The organism is Pseudomonas sp. 29 (genome assembly GCF_002754355.1).
GTDB lineage: Bacteria > Pseudomonadota > Gammaproteobacteria > Pseudomonadales > Pseudomonadaceae > Aquipseudomonas > Aquipseudomonas neuropathica.
Window position 1 is genome coordinate 3,758,519 of record NZ_PEEY01000001.1, and the last position, 14,708, is coordinate 3,773,226.

14 protein-coding genes are annotated in these 14,708 nt (G+C 60.0%); 10 read left to right on the forward strand and 4 right to left on the reverse strand.

Features of this window, described 5'->3' with window-relative positions; all coding sequences use genetic code 11:
- Positions 1-19: 19 nt before the first annotated feature.
- A complete protein-coding gene (locus CLU80_RS17285; protein ID WP_093442329.1) occupies positions 20-901 on the reverse strand; it encodes a LysR substrate-binding domain-containing protein in 882 nt (293 codons plus the stop codon).
- A 216-nt stretch (positions 902-1,117) separates the two neighbouring features.
- On the opposite strand from CLU80_RS17285, the gene CLU80_RS17290 reads away from it, so the two are divergent.
- Positions 1,118-1,882, forward strand: coding sequence for a sulfite exporter TauE/SafE family protein (locus CLU80_RS17290; RefSeq protein WP_099757933.1), 765 nt, complete (start codon positions 1,118-1,120; stop codon positions 1,880-1,882).
- On the opposite strand, the gene CLU80_RS17295 is transcribed toward CLU80_RS17290, so the two are convergent.
- Positions 1,872-2,186, reverse strand: coding sequence for a putative quinol monooxygenase (locus CLU80_RS17295; RefSeq protein WP_099757934.1), 315 nt, complete (start codon positions 2,184-2,186; stop codon positions 1,872-1,874). The genes CLU80_RS17290 and CLU80_RS17295 overlap by 11 nt on opposite strands.
- A 184-nt stretch (positions 2,187-2,370) precedes the next feature.
- On the opposite strand from CLU80_RS17295, the gene mdaB reads away from it, so the two are divergent.
- The 8 genes from mdaB to CLU80_RS17335 all read left to right on the forward strand — a co-directional run bounded on the left by mdaB (position 2,371) and on the right by CLU80_RS17335 (position 10,835).
- A complete protein-coding gene (mdaB, locus tag CLU80_RS17300) occupies positions 2,371-2,961 on the forward strand; it encodes an NADPH:quinone oxidoreductase MdaB (RefSeq protein WP_099757935.1) in 591 nt (196 codons plus the stop codon).
- 108 nt (positions 2,962-3,069) lie between these two features.
- Positions 3,070-3,981, forward strand: a complete 912-nt coding sequence (locus CLU80_RS17305) for a LysR family transcriptional regulator (RefSeq protein WP_093442312.1) — start codon at positions 3,070-3,072, stop codon at positions 3,979-3,981.
- A 103-nt stretch (positions 3,982-4,084) separates the two neighbouring features.
- On the forward strand, positions 4,085-4,978 hold the full coding sequence (locus CLU80_RS17310; RefSeq protein WP_099757936.1) for an NAD-dependent epimerase/dehydratase family protein: 894 nt from the start codon (positions 4,085-4,087) through the stop codon (positions 4,976-4,978).
- Between the two features lie 338 nt (positions 4,979-5,316).
- Positions 5,317-6,666: a GntP family permease gene (locus CLU80_RS17315; RefSeq protein ID WP_095051052.1), complete on the forward strand. Its 1,350-nt coding sequence runs from the start codon at positions 5,317-5,319 to the stop codon at positions 6,664-6,666.
- A gap of 15 nt (positions 6,667-6,681) precedes the next feature.
- Positions 6,682-7,542 carry a MurR/RpiR family transcriptional regulator gene (locus tag CLU80_RS17320; RefSeq protein ID WP_093442302.1) on the forward strand — a complete coding sequence of 287 codons (861 nt, stop codon included), beginning with the start codon at positions 6,682-6,684 and terminating at the stop codon, positions 7,540-7,542.
- A gap of 1 nt (position 7,543) precedes the next feature.
- Complete coding sequence (locus CLU80_RS17325) at positions 7,544-9,001, forward strand: N-acyl-D-amino-acid deacylase family protein (RefSeq protein WP_099757937.1); 1,458 nt, start codon at positions 7,544-7,546, stop codon at positions 8,999-9,001.
- Positions 9,002-9,119: 118 nt separating this feature from the next.
- The gene (locus tag CLU80_RS17330) at positions 9,120-9,488 is read left to right on the forward strand and encodes a glyoxalase superfamily protein (protein WP_038357449.1); all 369 of its coding nucleotides are present in this window, start codon (positions 9,120-9,122) and stop codon (positions 9,486-9,488) included.
- 163 nt (positions 9,489-9,651) lie between these two features.
- A protein-coding gene (locus tag CLU80_RS17335) for an IS3 family transposase (protein ID WP_286079706.1) occupies positions 9,652-10,835 on the forward strand; the annotation gives its coding sequence in 2 pieces (ribosomal slippage) (positions 9,652-9,916 and positions 9,916-10,835; 1,185 coding nt in all).
- Between the two features lie 165 nt (positions 10,836-11,000).
- Here CLU80_RS17335 and CLU80_RS17340 read toward each other — a convergent pair.
- Both CLU80_RS17340 and gliR read right to left on the reverse strand, forming a co-directional pair.
- Complete coding sequence (locus CLU80_RS17340) at positions 11,001-11,366, reverse strand: DUF6124 family protein (protein WP_099757938.1); 366 nt, start codon at positions 11,364-11,366, stop codon at positions 11,001-11,003.
- Positions 11,367-11,883: 517 nt separating this feature from the next.
- Complete coding sequence (gene gliR / locus CLU80_RS17350) at positions 11,884-12,900, reverse strand: AraC family transcriptional regulator GliR (RefSeq protein WP_099757940.1); 1,017 nt, start codon at positions 12,898-12,900, stop codon at positions 11,884-11,886.
- A 210-nt stretch (positions 12,901-13,110) separates the two neighbouring features.
- Here gliR and CLU80_RS17355 point away from each other — a divergent pair, with 210 nt between their 5' ends.
- Complete coding sequence (locus CLU80_RS17355) at positions 13,111-14,706, forward strand: FAD-binding oxidoreductase (RefSeq protein WP_099757941.1); 1,596 nt, start codon at positions 13,111-13,113, stop codon at positions 14,704-14,706.
- The last annotated feature ends 2 nt before the right edge of the window (positions 14,707-14,708 follow it).

Here is a 14,708-nt window from a genome sequence, read left to right on the forward strand (position 1 = left end):
TCTGCCCCTAGCGGTAGAGTCAAGGCACCAGCGCATCAAACAAGGCCCGGGCGTAACCGGGCAGGTGGTCGAAGTCCCGTGCGCACAGTTGCAAGGTGCGATGCGCCCAGACTTCGTCCAGCGGCCGGCACGTTACCGAGTGCACCGCCGCCCAGCGTTCGATGGCCACCTTGGGCACGATAGCCAGCCCCGCACCTCGCGCCACCATGCGCATGACGCCCTCGAAGCCATCGGCACGGATCCGGATCGACATGCGCTGGCCGATGTGCAGCGCCTGTTCCTCCAGGTGAATCGCCAACGCGCTGTGGCTGCCAAGCGCTACGTAGTCGTGCGCCAGGGTTTCACCAAACGTCAGCGACGCCTGACTCGCCAAAACATGCTCAGGGGGCAGGATCAGCACCAATGGATCGTCGCGAAAGGGCCGGGTCTGCAGACCGTGGGTGTCGACCGCATCGGAGACGATCCCGAGGTCCGCCGCGCCTTGGCGCAAGGCATGGGTGATGCGCGCGCTGGGCAACTCCTGCAAGTCGATGTCGAGATTGGGATGATCGCGCAGGAAGTCCGCGAGTACTTCCGGCAGGTATTCGGTGATCGCCGTGGTGTTGCACAGCAAACGCACCTGACCTTTGACGCCTTGGGCATAGTCGGCCAGATCCTGCTGCAGGCGTTCGGCTTGTTGCAGGAGGATGCGTGCGTGTTGGGCCAACGCTTTACCGGCCGGCGTCGGGGTGACGCCACGACGGCCGCGTTCGAGGAAATCGATGCCGAGCGAGGCTTCCATTGCGCGGATTCTGGCGCTGGCGGCGGCCAGGGATAAATGGCTGCGGACGGCGCCGGCGGTGATGTTGCCGGTGTCGAGGATGTGCAGGTAGAGGCGCAGGTCGGTGAGGTCGAAGTGCATGAGGGTGGCCTCTGGTTTTAGGGGGGGCGGGCTGGCCCCTTCGCGAGCAAGCTCGCTCCCACAGGGAGTTGCGTACGACACACATCCAATGTGGGAGCGAGCCTGCTCGCGAATGGGCCAGAAGCCTCAATGGAATAATCAGCCTCTTGCTAAAAGAGAGGCACCCTCAGTATATGGCAGATTTTCAGCCAACCCCGACTGGCGCACAGTAGCGCCATGAACACACTCGCGGAATTCTATCAAAACCTCGGTCTGGCCCTGTCCTTACTGGTCATCCTGACGTTCATCCTCGCCGGCCTGATCAAAGGCGTGATCGGCCTCGGCCTGCCCACCGTCGCCATGGGCTTGCTCGGTCTGGCTATGGCACCGTCGCAGGCAGCCGCGTTGCTGATCATCCCGGCAACACTGACCAATGTCTGGCAACTGGCATTCGGCGGGCACTTGAAAGGACTGAGCAAACGCCTCTGGCCGATGCTGCTGATGATTTTCCTCGGCACCGGAATAGGCACGTTATCGATCGGCATGGCGGGCGGGCATTGGGTGGTGCGCGGGTTGGGCGCGGCGTTGTTGCTCTATGCGTTGAGTGGTTTGTTTCTGCCAACGCTGAGCGTCAATCCGCGCCATGAAGGTTGGCTGGGTCCGGCGTGCGGTTTGATCACTGGCGTAATCACCTCGGCCACCGGCGTCTTCGTGATTCCGGCGGTGCCGTACCTGCAAGCGCTGGGCTTGAATCGCGATCAACTGGTGCAGGCACTGGGCCTGTCATTCACCGTTTCGACGCTGGCATTGGCCGCAGGATTGCTCTGGCGTGGCGCCCTCGGTGGCGGCGAACTGAGTGCTTCGCTGCTGGCGCTGATCCCGGCCATTCTCGGTATGTTGCTGGGCCAATGGCTGCGCGAACGGATCAGCGCCGTGTTGTTCAAACGGGTGTTCTTTGTCGGTATGGGCGCGCTCGGCGCGCACTTGTTGATCAGCGGTTAGCCGAGGCTTCACTGAGCATTTCGATCTGGCGGATATCGAAATCGCGCTGCAGATAATCCATGCGCTGTTCAAAGAATGCCTTCATGTGCGGCAGATTCGAATGCACATCCAGGTGCGCTTGCGACGCCCAGATCTCGTAGAAGATAAACAGCGTCGGATCTTCCTTGTCGCGCAGCATGTGGTACTCGATACAACCTGGCTCAGCGCGACTCGGCTCAACGTAAGCGCGGAACAACGCCTCGAAAGCTTCGGCTTTTTCCGGGCGGGTCTTGGCGTGCAGGATAAAACCCAAGCGTTCACTCATCACAACGACTCCTCAAATTCAGAATGCCGCGGATGTTATTGCAACAATCGACGATAGATTCGTGCCTTTTGATCAAATGTATTTTGCGCAATCAGGCCTTATTCCGCGCGCGACACATCATTAATCTGCCGCCATTCCAGTTTCCCTTCTCCATCCAGCCCAATGGCTGCGCCGAGGCTTTCTCATGAAAAAAGTGCTGTTGCTCAATGGCGGTAAAAAATTCGCTCACTCTGACGGTCGCTACAACGCCACCCTGCATGAAGCCGCGTTGAGCGTGCTGGATCGCGGCGGCTTCGATGTGAAAACCACCTTCATCGACGAGGGCTACGACGTTGCCGAAGAAGTGGCGAAATTTCTCTGGGCCGACGTGATCATTTATCAGATGCCGGGCTGGTGGATGGGCGCGCCATGGACGGTGAAAAAGTACCTCGACGAAGTCTTCACCGAAGGTCACGGCAGCCTCTACGCCAGCGATGGCCGCACCCGTTCCGATGCGTCGCAGAAGTACGGCAGCGGCGGTCTGATTCAGGGCAAGCAATACATGCTGTCGCTGACCTGGAACGCACCGCAGCAAGCCTTCGATGACCCGACGGATTTCTTTGAGGCTAAAGGCGTCGACGCGGTGTACTTCCCATTCCACAAGGCCAACGAGTTTCTCGGTATGACCGGGTTGCCGACGTTCCTTTGTGTGGACGTGATGAAGCGGCCGAACATCGAGGCTGATGTGGCGCGTTACGAGCAGCATCTGAGCGAGGTGTTTGGTCTGAAGGCCTGAATGGTTTCGGGCTACTATCGGTGGTAAAAGCGAAAGATCGCAGCCTGCGGCAGCTCCTACAGAGAGTTGCAGTCATCTGCGATCTTGGCGATTTCAAAGAGGACACCCGTGAAAGCCAGATCCGATGAGTTGCAGATTTTCGTCTGCGTGATCGAATGCGGTTCGATTTCCGCCGCCGCCGAACAGGTCGGGCAAACGCCGTCGGCGGTCAGCCGCACGCTGTCGAAGCTGGAAGCCAAACTCGACACCACGCTGATCAACCGCACCACGCGGCGCATGGATCTGACCGAAGAGGGCAAATATTTCTTCGAGCAGGCCAAGCTGATTCTCGATCAGATGGAACAACTCGAAGAACGCCTGTCCTCGCGCCAGCAAACGCCGTCCGGGCGCCTGCGGATCAACGCCGCGTCACCGTTCATGCTCCACGCAGTGGTCCCGTACATCGACGAATTCCGCCGCCTCTATCCGGACATCCAGCTCGAACTCAACAGCAATGACCTGATCATTGACCTGCTGGAACAAAGCACCGACATCGCCATCCGTATCGGCACCCTCGCTGACTCGACGCTGCATGCGCGCTCGCTCGGTTGCAGTCCGCTGCTGATCGTCGCCAGTCCCGCTTACCTGAAAAAACATGGCGCGCCGCAGCAAGTCGCGGACTTGAGCGAACACACCTTGCTCGGCTTCACTCAGAACGAAGGCCTCAACCAATGGCCGCTGCGCTACGTGCACGGTGACCGCTGGCCAATCAACCCGGCGATCGGCGCCTCCAGCGGCGAGACCGTGCGCCATCTGGCGCTGGAAGGGCAGGGCATCGCCTGCCTGTCGCACTTCATGACCATCGATGACATTCGGGCCGGGCGCCTGAAAGTCTTGCTCGCTGAATTCAACAGCGGTTATCGCCAGCCGATCAACGCCGTGTACTACCGGAACTCGCAACTGGCGTTGCGCATTCAGTGTTTCCTCGACTTTATCCAGAGCAAACTCGCCGCTTACGCCAGCGCCGATTTCAAGGGCTGATTCGTGACCTCTGCGCAAGAGTGAATTGGTCGAGGGCGGGTTTTTCCCTCGGACCCACAGGCCGATACTCGACCCATCACTTATTCACGCAGGGAGTTTCTCCATGAACGTATTCGTCACCGGCGCTGCCGGTTTTATCGGCGGCTCCATCGCTAGCGGTCTGGTCAAGGCCGGGCATCAAGTCACCGGTCTGGTGCGCAACCCTGAACAAGCGGCTGAGCTCAAGGCACTGGGCATGACTCCGGTCATCGGCACCCTCGACGACAAAGCATTGCTCGCCGAACAGGCCCGTGCTGCCGACGCAGTAATCAACGCCGCCAGCAGCGACCATCGCGGCGCCGTCGAAGCGTTGCTCGATGCTTTGCGCGGTTCCAGCAAAGTGTTCCTGCACACCAGCGGTTCGAGCATCGTCGGCGATGCATCGGGCGGCAAGTCCAGCGATGTCATCTACTACGAAGACAACTTGCCAGAGCCGACTGTCGACAAAGCTGCGCGCGTGGCAATCGATAACCTGATCCTCGCAGCGGCGAACGACGGCGTGAACTCGGCGGTGATCTGCAACACGCTGATCTACGGCCACAGCCTGGGCGTTATCCGCGACAGCGTGCAATTGCCGCGTCTGCTCAAACAGGCGCGTAAAAGCGGTGTGGTGCGCCACGTTGGCACTGGCCAGAACATCTGGTCCAACGTGCACATCGAAGACGTCGTCGCCCTGTACCTGCTGGCGCTGACCAAGAACGTACCGGGTACTTTCTACTTCGTCGAAAGCGGCGAAGCATCGTTCATCGACATGACCACCGCCATGGCCGAAGCCCTGAACCTGGGTCAACCGCAAGACTGGCCGTTGCAAGACGCCGAAGCCGAATGGGGCTACGAAATGGCCAACTACGGCCTCGGCTCCAACAGCCGCGTACGCGGCAAACACGCCCGCGAACTGCTGGGCTGGGCACCGAAACGTACGTCGGTGGTTGAATGGATTCGTAACGAAATGGTGTGATCCGTACGCTACGTCCCACAGGTTTTGCGCATTCTGTCTGGAAGAATGCGATCAAACTGTAGGAGTGAGCCTGCTCGCGAAAGCGGTCATTCAGCCAATGATGATATTGACTGTTACGACGCAATCGCGAGCAGGCTCACTCCTACAGGGGGCTGTGTTGGCTGTAAAAGTATGTAAATCCCGCCCCGAAATTTTCATTAGACACGACAAGACATATCCATTAGCGACACGTCTTGCCTCTCCACGAAAATTACTTTCATGCGGTTTGAAATCTCGATCTCGAAATGATTTATGAGTTTCACAACCCATTCGAACGTGACCCTTTCGAGGAGTACCGCATGACGCCTTCCTTCGGCTATTGGCTGCTGGTCTATGCCGCCGTCGCCATCATTGCGCTGATCGTGTTGATCGCCCGTTACCGGCTCAACCCGTTCATCGTAATCACCCTGATTTCCATTGGTCTTGCGCTGGTCGCGGGGATGCCGCCGTCGGGTGTGGTAGGGGCGTATGAGGCCGGGGTAGGCAAGACGCTGGGGCATATTGCGCTGGTGGTCGCGCTGGGGACGATGCTTGGCAAGATGATGGCCGAGTCTGGTGGCGCCGAGCAGATGGCGCGTACGCTGATCGACAAGTTTGGCGAGAAGAACGCGCACTGGGCGATGGTCTGCATCGCCTTTTTGGTCGGGCTGCCGCTGTTCTTCGAAGTCGGTTTTGTCTTGCTGGTGCCGATTGCCTTTACCGTGGCACGGCGCGTCGGCGTGTCGATTCTGATGGTCGGCCTGCCGATGGTCGCCGGCCTGTCGGTGGTGCATGCGCTGGTGCCGCCGCACCCGGCGGCGATGCTCGCGGTGCAGGCTTATCAGGCATCGGTCGGGCAGACGTTGCTGTATGCGATCGCCATCGGCATTCCGACCGCAATCATTGCCGGTCCGCTGTACGCCAAATTCATCGTGCCGCGCATTCAATTGCCGGCAGATAACCCGCTGGAAAAACAATTTCTCGACCGCGAACCGCGCGACAAACTGCCGGGTTTCGGCATCACCATGGCGACCATTCTATTGCCGGTGGTGCTGATGCTGATCGGCGGCTGGGCCAACCTGATTTCCACCCCGGGCAGCGGTTTCAATCAGTTCCTGTTGTTCATCGGCAACTCGGTGATTGCGCTGCTGCTGGCGACCTTGCTGAGCTTCTGGACGCTGGGCATCGCCCAGGGTTTCAACCGTGAATCGATTCTAAAATTCACCAACGAATGTCTGGCACCGACCGCCAGTATCACCCTGCTGGTCGGTGCTGGCGGTGGCTTGAACCGCATTCTGGTCGACGCGGGCGTCACCGATCAGATTGTCGGTCTCGCCCACGAATTCCACCTGTCGCCGCTGATCATGGGCTGGTTGTTCGCGGCGTTGATGCGCGTCGCCACCGGTTCCGCGACCGTGGCCATGACCACCGCGTCCGGCGTGGTCGCACCAGTGGCCATTGGTCTGGGTTATCCACACCCTGAACTGTTGGTGCTGGCGACCGGCGCGGGCTCGGTTATCTTTTCCCACGTCAACGACGGCGGCTTCTGGTTGATCAAGGAATACTTCAACATGACGGTCGCGCAGACGTTCAAGACCTGGACCGTGCTCGAGACGCTGATCTCGCTGGTCGCGTTCGGCCTGACCGTCGGCCTCTCTTACCTGCTGTAACCGGAGCCTGCCGCCATGGACATCCTTTATCAGATCCGCGCCCGCCAGGATTCCTTCAGCGCCGGCGAAGGTCGCATCGCCCGGCTGATGCTCGACGACGTCGGTTTTGCCGCCAGCGCCAGCCTCGAAGACCTCGCGCAACGCGCCGAAGTCAGCACCGCCACGCTGTCGCGTTTTGCCCGCACTGTCGGCTGCCGCGACCTGCGTGATCTGCGCCTGCAACTGGCTCAGGCCAGCGGCGTCGGCAGCCGTTTTCTCGACCCGGCGGGCACGCCTGAGCAGTCGGCGTTTTACGGGCAGATCGTCGGCGACATTGAAACCACGCTGCGCCAGCACCTGGCCGGATTCGACGAATCGCGCTTTGCCGATGCGGTGAAAATGCTCGGTCAGGCACGGATGATTCACGCCTTCGGCATGGGCGGTTGCTCGACCCTGTGCAGCGACGAATTGCAGGTACGCCTGGTGCGCCTCGGCTACCCGATTGCCGTGTGCCATGACGCGGTGATGATGCGCGTCACCGCCGCCAGCCTGAACGCCGAGCAAGTGCTCATCGTCTGCTCGCTGACCGGCATCACCCCGGAATTGCTCGAGACTGTCGAGCTGGCGCGCAACTACGGCGCGCGCATTCTGGCGATCACCCGCGCCGACTCGCCACTGGCAGAACTGGCCGACATCGTCCTGCCGCTGCAAGGCGCAGAAACCTCGTTCATCTACAAACCGACGGCGGCCCGCTACGGCATGCTGCTCGCCATCGATGTGCTGGCGACCGAGCTGGCACTGGCCAATCCTGAAGACAATCAAGAGCGTCTGCGGCGGATCAAACTCGCCCTCGACGAATACCGTGGCGGCGACGATCACCTGCCGCTGGGAGACTGACATGCTGTACGACACGCTGATTCGCAACGCCCTGATCATCGATGGCAGCAACATGCCCGGTTACCGCGCCGACGTGGCGATTCGTGAGGGCCGCATCGAGCGTATCGGTGACTTGCACGACGCCACGGCAACCGAAGAAATCGACGCCGCCGGGCGCGTGCTGGCGCCGGGCTTCATCGACGTGCACACCCACGACGACACGGTGGTGATTCGTCAGCCAGAGATGCTGCCCAAGCTCAGCCAGGGCGTGACCACGGTGATTGTCGGCAACTGCGGGATCAGCGCTTCGCCCGTGACATTGAAGGGCAATCCGCCCGACCCGATGAACCTGCTCGGCACAGCGGCGGCATTCGTTTATCCACGCTTCAGCGATTACCGCGCGGCGGTGGAAGCGGCGAATACCACGCTGAACGTGGCGGCACTGATCGGCCACACGGCGCTGCGCAGCAATCATCTGGATGATTTGTTCCGTACCGCGACGCCAGAAGAAATCGCGGCGATGCGCGAACAGTTACGCGAAAGCCTTGAGGCCGGTGCGTTGGGTTTATCCACAGGTCTGGCGTACGCCAGCGCCTACAACGCCTCCACCGATGAAGTGATGCAACTGACCGAAGAACTGACGGCATTCGGCGCGGTGTACACCACGCACCTGCGCAGTGAATTCGAACCGGTGCTGGAGGCGATGGAAGAAGCGTTCAGCATCGGTCGTCACTCGCGTTCACCGGTGATTATTTCCCACCTCAAGTGTGCTGGCGTCGGCAACTGGGGGCGCAGTCCGCAATTGCTCGCCTCATTGGAAGAGGCCGCTAAAACCCAGCACGTGGGGTGCGACTGCTATCCCTATGCGGCGAGTTCATCGACGCTGGACTTGAAACAAGTCACCGACGCGCATCGCATCACCATCACCTGGTCGACGCCGCACCCGGAAGTCAGCGGCCGCGACCTGATCGACATCGCCGCCGAATGGAATCTGCCGCTGCTCGATGCCGCCAAACGCCTGCAACCGGCCGGCGCGGTGTACTACGGCATGGACGAGGCGGATGTACGAAGAATCCTCGCCCACCCGTTGTCGATGGTCGGGTCTGACGGACTGCCGGAAGACCCGTTCCCGCATCCGCGCCTGTGGGGCGCTTTCCCACGGGTGCTCGGACATTTCAGTCGTGACGTCGGGCTTTTCCCGCTGCACACCGCCGTGCACAAGATGACCGGATTGTCGGCGGCGCGATTTGGTTTGAAGGAACGCGGTGAGATTCGTGAAGGCTATTGGGCGGATCTGGTGCTGTTCGATCCGGCGACCGTGCGTGATGTCGCGGACTTCAGTGATCCGCAGCGGGCTGCGCAGGGGATTGATGGGGTTTGGATCAATGGCGTGTTGAGTTACCGCTATGGACAGGCGAATGGTCGCAGGGAAGGGCGCTTTCTGGCTCGACAGGGCGATCTGCGCGACAACTTTCACTGAGGTTTCGCGGACTGGATCACGGTGATGGCACATTGCGATTAAAGAAAGCCATCAACAGGCCGAATTGCTGACATCCACCCCGTCTACACTGTCGGGCCAACCAGTCAGGGAGCACCCCATGAGCTTCGGCAAAACCACCCCGATCCTGCGGATCTTCGATGAAGCCAAAGCTGTCGAGTTCTACGTCGATTTTCTGGGTTTCAAGATCGACTGGCAGCATCGCTTCGAGGCGAATTTTCCGCTGTATCTGCAGGTGTCGCGTGGCGAGTGTGTGCTGCATTTGTCCGAGCATCATGGCGACGCGTGTCCGGGTTCGGCGCTGCGGATCGAGACGGATGAGCTGGAGGCGTTTCAGCAGCAGTTGGAGGCCAAGGATTACAAGTTTTCGCATCCGGGTATTCAGGCGATGCCGTGGGGGAGCCAGGACATGACGATCGTTGATCCGTTTGGTAATCGGTTGGTGTTTACCAACGCGATTTGTCTCTGAACTGAACAGCCCCTCACCCTAGCCCTCTCCCGGAGGGAGAGGGGACCGATTCGGGGATGCTTGAGAGATGCACCGACCTGAACCTGCTCGGTCGAATCCTGCAGTGGTCTAATTTCCCCGGACACCCCGATAGGTGGAAAATACATCTATCGAGGAGTTATTCATGACTAAAAAACGCAGGGCATTCGACGACAGCTTCAAGCTGCAAGTCGTGAAGATGATCAAGGACCAGGGACTGACCGTTACGCAGGTTTGCCAGGATCTGAACATTGGTGAGACAGCCGTTCGACGCTGGGTTCAGCAATACGAGGCAGAGCAACTGGGACAGGCCGGAATCGGCAAGCCATTGACGGCGGAACAGCAGCGCATCCGGCAGTTGGAGCAGGAAAATCGGCAGCTCAAGATGGACAACGACATCTTAAAAAAGGCTACCGCCTTCTTTGCCCGCGAGCTGAAGTAACGTATCGACTGGTTCGGCAGCTGCAACAGAAGGCTTACTCAGTGGCACATGTCTGTCGGTTGCTGAGCATCAGTCGTTCGGGCTTCTATGAGTCTCAGAAGCGTGCTGATGCACCTGTTCGGCAGAGTTGTCCTGTTGTTGTGCAACTCAAGGCGTCTTTTGCCGAGAGTGGAGGCTGCTACGGCAGCCGCCCTTTGCGCGACGCTTTGCGTGCCAAGGGCATGCTTGTCGGGCTGTATAAAATCCGTCGTTTGATGCGAGCTCATGGGCTGCGTTCGGCTTGGAAGCGCAAGTTTGTACACACGACCGATAGCAATCATGACCTGCCGATTGCAGAGAATGTACTGGGCAGAAAATTTGATCAAGTGGCGCCAAACAAGGCTTGGGTGGCTGACATCACCTATATCCGCACCCGCAGTGGCTGGCTGTATCTGGCCGTGGTATTGGACTTGTTTTCACGCAAGATAGTGGGCTGGTCGATGGCTCCGAATATGCCGGCAGAGCTGGTGTGCACCGCGATGCAACTGGCTATCGCGCAGCGTCAACCGCCGCCAGGCTTGATTGCCCACTCAGATCGGGGTAGCCAATATGCGAGTGCAACTTACAGAGAATTACTGGCAAGAAACGGCATGCAGCAGAGCATGAGCCGCAAAGGTAATTGCTGGGACAACGCAGTGATGGAGCGCTTCTTTTTGAGTTTGAAAATGGAGCGGGTATGGCGCCGTGACTACGCGAACCATGCTGAAGCAATCCGCGACATCACCGAGTACATCGTTGGGTTTTACAACAACGAACGGTTGCACTCGAAACTGGGATATCTGCCACCGACCGCTTACGAGCGGGCGATGGCGTCAAAACCACCTATCGAGGTGTCCGGAATTAGTTGACCACTGCATCCATAATCAACTCGGTCATTCAGGTCGATGTCTAGCGCCAGACAACTCGGTCGGCCCCCTCTCCCTATGGGAGAGGGCTGGGGTGAGGGGAAAATGGCCCACCGCAAAAAGAAGCCCGCCACCTAACCATCACAGTTGGGGCAGCGGGCTTTTTCGTTACTCGGTCGGCACTAACCTGTCCAACACGCGATTGACGGCCATTTCCGCCACCATCACCACTTGCGCAATACCCTGCAGCGTCTTGCGGTGTGTGCCTTCAACCTGCGCGGCATGGTTGTTGAGCATGACGGTCGCCGAGCCAAGCGTTTCGCTGGCGTCGGCCAGCAGGGATTCGGTGCCTGCCTCGGGGTTGGCCATGTACAGCGTGTTGGGGGAGTAGGGCGTTGCCATGAGGTCGGCGTTCGTCGGACCGAGGTAGTGGTCGAGCGCGCGCTCGGCGGCTTCGTGGAATTTCTTTGAATCGGCGGATTCGTAGGGGGAGGCCGGGTCGGTGACCGGCGGGTTTGGCGTTATCTTGAACATAGCTGTGTTCCCTTTGTTGAGCGGCAACCCTTTGGCTACTAAACGAAAGGGTGGCAGCTGTACGCAGGTTAGTAGACCGGGGAACTCAGCTAAAAGCCGGCGCGCCGAAGCGCCCTGCGTACAGCCACCATCAAGCTCAGGTACGCGAGTACCTGTGATGAATGTACGACCAGCAGAATTACCGCCGGGCTACTAAACCCGATCACTGGGAATCAGTGACGCAATCAAGTTACGCAGCATGCTCCGGGCGCACAAGCCGGCGGATTCTGGCGCAGGCGTAGGTTACGGCGCAAGGATTTGTGGGCTGTTTCGCGTAACGCTGAGTGTCTTTAAACACCTGTGATGCGGGATGTTTATTGCGCTCAAGTATCGAGGATTTGCCTGTAGGAATTGGGTGCTGCAGTTGGCGCATTCGCGAGCAAGCTCGCTCCCACAATGGATCTGCAGTGAACATCGAATTTGTGGGCCGCCGAGATCTACTGTGGGAGCGAGCTTGCTCGCGAAGAGGCCCGAACAATCACCCGCGATGCATCTGCCGAAACTCCCCCGGCGGCATCCCGCGTCGGCTCTTGAACGTGCGGTGAAACGAGCGGGGTTCGGTAAACCCCAGATACTGCGCAATGTCCTGAATCGGCAGCGTGCTATTGAGCAAATAATGCTCAGCCAGCTCCTGACGCAAATCATCGAGAATCTGCTGATACGACGTTCCCGCCTGGTGCAACTGCCGCTGCAACGTCCGCACCGAAACGCTCAACTGTTCGGCAACCTGTTCCTTGCGCGGCAACCCCTCCTTGAGCAACTGCCGCAGGATGTTTTTCACCTGCTGCTCAAGCGACGCATCCTCCAGCGTCGCCATCAAGCCCAGCGCATGTTCTTCCAGCGTTCGCAGCAACTGCGCATCGGCCTGTCGCAACGGCAGCTGCAAATACGCCAGCGGCACGACCAGCGCCGAATACGGCTGATCGAACAACACCGGGCAATCGAAAAACGCTTCGTACTGCGCTGGCGTGGCCTCGGCCGGGCATGGATGTTCGAGCCAAACTCCGGCCGGCGACATCTGCGTGTCGGCGATCCAGCGCGCATAGTGCAGCCACGAACCGAGGACGTTTTCCACCAGATGCCGACGAATCCGTGGACGCTGATAGCGGCAGGTCCAGATCAAATGTACATGGCCGTCCTGCACCTCGGCACGGCTGACGCCCATGTCGCCGACCAGTTTCTCGAACGGCATGATCCGGCTCATCGCATCGCCCAACGTCGCGCAGTTCATGGTGATGTAACCGAGCACGCTCCACGAATTGGGCAGGACGAAATTCGCCGCGTTGAGCCCGAACAACGGATCGCCCGAGTGCTCGCAGAAATAATCCAGCAAGCGTTCATGCGCTTCACCGGGCAAACGCAGGGTGTTGTCGCTCAACTGCTGCGCTTGCAAACCCGCCGCCGCCAACGCCGGCTCGATATCCATGCCTAGTTGTTCGGCATGGCGCAGGTACTTGAGCAGGGGCGGAACCGAGGTGTAGCCGAGCGATTGCATGATCCCATTCCTTTGATCAACGGCAGCGGAGGCGGACGAATAGCCTGAAAGGTAATTTGAAACCCCGACTAAAGTAAATGGCTGACGCTTGCGCGACGTTTGACTCAATTGGCTACACGAACTGGCCGGATGCGACCGTGACACTTGGCGGCCGCTGGCTAGTATGGAGGCCTGAAATATCACTGATCTGACGGTAAGAAGGACACACGCATGCGACGCTGGAACGGCTGGGGAGATGCAACCACGGTGGTCGAACTGCCGGCCCAGGGCGCGGAGTTTCTTCATGAGCGCCTGGGCGAGGGGTGCGCGCTGCCCGATGCGACGCTAGAGGCGGCGCTGGCGCGTGTGCCGAATTCGCGGTTGCAGGCGCACACTTTGTACAGCGTCGATGCCCATGACCGTTTACTGCATGCGCGGGGACAAAGCCTGCCGGACTGGCTGGCGTTGCGCGAAGGTGCGCTGGGCCATTATCCCGATGCGGTGGCCTTTCCCGAGACCGCTGAGCACATCCGCCAGTTGCTGGCGCTCGCCCATGAACAAGACGTGTGCCTGATTCCTTATGGCGGCGGCACGTCGGTGGCCGGGCACATCAATCCGCCGCAGTCGTTGCGGCCGGTGGTGACGGTGTCGCTGGCGCGGATGAACCGCCTGATCGACCTCGATGAACAGAGCCTGCTGGCGACGTTCGGCCCCGGCGCGAGTGGGCCGCAGGTCGAAAGTCAGTTGCGTGCGAAAGGCTACACGCTTGGGCATTTTCCGCAGTCGTGGGAGCTGTCGACGCTGGGCGGTTGGGTCGCCAGCCGTTCCAGCGGTCAGCAGTCGCTGCGCTATGGCCGGATCGAGCAGTTATTCGCTGGCGGAACCCTGGAAACCTTCGCCGGGCCGCTGGAGATTCCAACCTTCCCGGCCTCTGCCGCCGGGCCTGATCTGCGCGAAGTGGTGCTCGGTTGCGAGGGCCGTTTCGGGATCATTTCCGAGGTTAAAGTGCGGGTCAGCGCGCTGCCCGCCGATGAGCGTTTCTACGGTGTATTTCTGCCCGACTGGCCGCAAGCGATAAGGGCGATCCGCCAATTGGCTCAGGCGCGCGTGCCGCTGTCGATGCTGCGCCTGTCCAACGCCGTGGAAACCGAAACGCAACTGGCGCTGGCCGGTCATCCGCAACAAATCGCTTGGCTGGAAAAGTATCTGAAACTGCGCGGCGCCGGTGCGGGCAAGTGCTTGCTGACCTTCGGCGTGACCGGCAATCGTCGGCAAAACGCGCTGTCGCTGAAACAGGCGCGACAACACCTCAAGGCCTTCGGCGGCGTGTTCACCGGTACCTTGCTCGGCAAGAAATGGGCGCAGAACCGCTTCCGTTTCCCCTATCTGCGCGAGAACCTGTGGAACGCCGGTTACGTGGTCGACACGCTCGAAACCGCCACCGACTGGAGCAATGTCGACCACCTGCTCAACCTCGTTGAAAACAGCCTGCGCGAGGCCTTGGCCGCCGAAGGCGAGCGCGTGCACGTGTTCACCCACCTGTCCCACGTCTACGGCGAAGGTTCGAGCATCTACACCACCTACGTGTTTCGCCCAGCAGCGGATTACCCCGCGACGCTGGCACGCTGGAAAGCGCTGAAATACGCGGCCAGCCAGACCATCGTCGACAACCACGGCACCATCAGCCACCAGCACGGTGTCGGCAAGGATCACGCGCCGTACCTGCTGCGCGAGAAGGGCGCATTGGCGATGGATACCTTGCAGGCGCTGAGCAAACACTTCGATCCGGCCGGGCGCCTCAACCCCGGCACGCTGCTGCCGGAGTGACG

Excerpts from the sequence above, each read along its gene's own strand:
- CLU80_RS17285 (WP_093442329.1), bottom strand. The coding sequence starts at position 901 with ATGCACTTCGACCTCACCGACCTGCGCCTCTACCTGCACATCCTCGAC.
- CLU80_RS17290 (WP_099757933.1), top strand. The coding sequence starts at position 1,118 with ATGAACACACTCGCGGAATTCTATCAAAACCTCGGTCTGGCCCTGTCC.
- CLU80_RS17295 (WP_099757934.1), bottom strand. The coding sequence starts at position 2,186 with ATGAGTGAACGCTTGGGTTTTATCCTGCACGCCAAGACCCGCCCGGAA.
- mdaB (WP_099757935.1), top strand. The coding sequence starts at position 2,371 with ATGAAAAAAGTGCTGTTGCTCAATGGCGGTAAAAAATTCGCTCACTCT.
- CLU80_RS17310 (WP_099757936.1), top strand. The coding sequence starts at position 4,085 with ATGAACGTATTCGTCACCGGCGCTGCCGGTTTTATCGGCGGCTCCATC.
- CLU80_RS17315 (WP_095051052.1), top strand. The coding sequence starts at position 5,317 with ATGACGCCTTCCTTCGGCTATTGGCTGCTGGTCTATGCCGCCGTCGCC.
- CLU80_RS17320 (WP_093442302.1), top strand. The coding sequence starts at position 6,682 with ATGGACATCCTTTATCAGATCCGCGCCCGCCAGGATTCCTTCAGCGCC.
- CLU80_RS17325 (WP_099757937.1), top strand. The coding sequence starts at position 7,544 with ATGCTGTACGACACGCTGATTCGCAACGCCCTGATCATCGATGGCAGC.
- CLU80_RS17330 (WP_038357449.1), top strand. The coding sequence starts at position 9,120 with ATGAGCTTCGGCAAAACCACCCCGATCCTGCGGATCTTCGATGAAGCC.
- CLU80_RS17340 (WP_099757938.1), bottom strand. The coding sequence starts at position 11,366 with ATGTTCAAGATAACGCCAAACCCGCCGGTCACCGACCCGGCCTCCCCC.
- gliR (WP_099757940.1), bottom strand. The coding sequence starts at position 12,900 with ATGCAATCGCTCGGCTACACCTCGGTTCCGCCCCTGCTCAAGTACCTG.
- CLU80_RS17355 (WP_099757941.1), top strand. The coding sequence starts at position 13,111 with ATGCGACGCTGGAACGGCTGGGGAGATGCAACCACGGTGGTCGAACTG.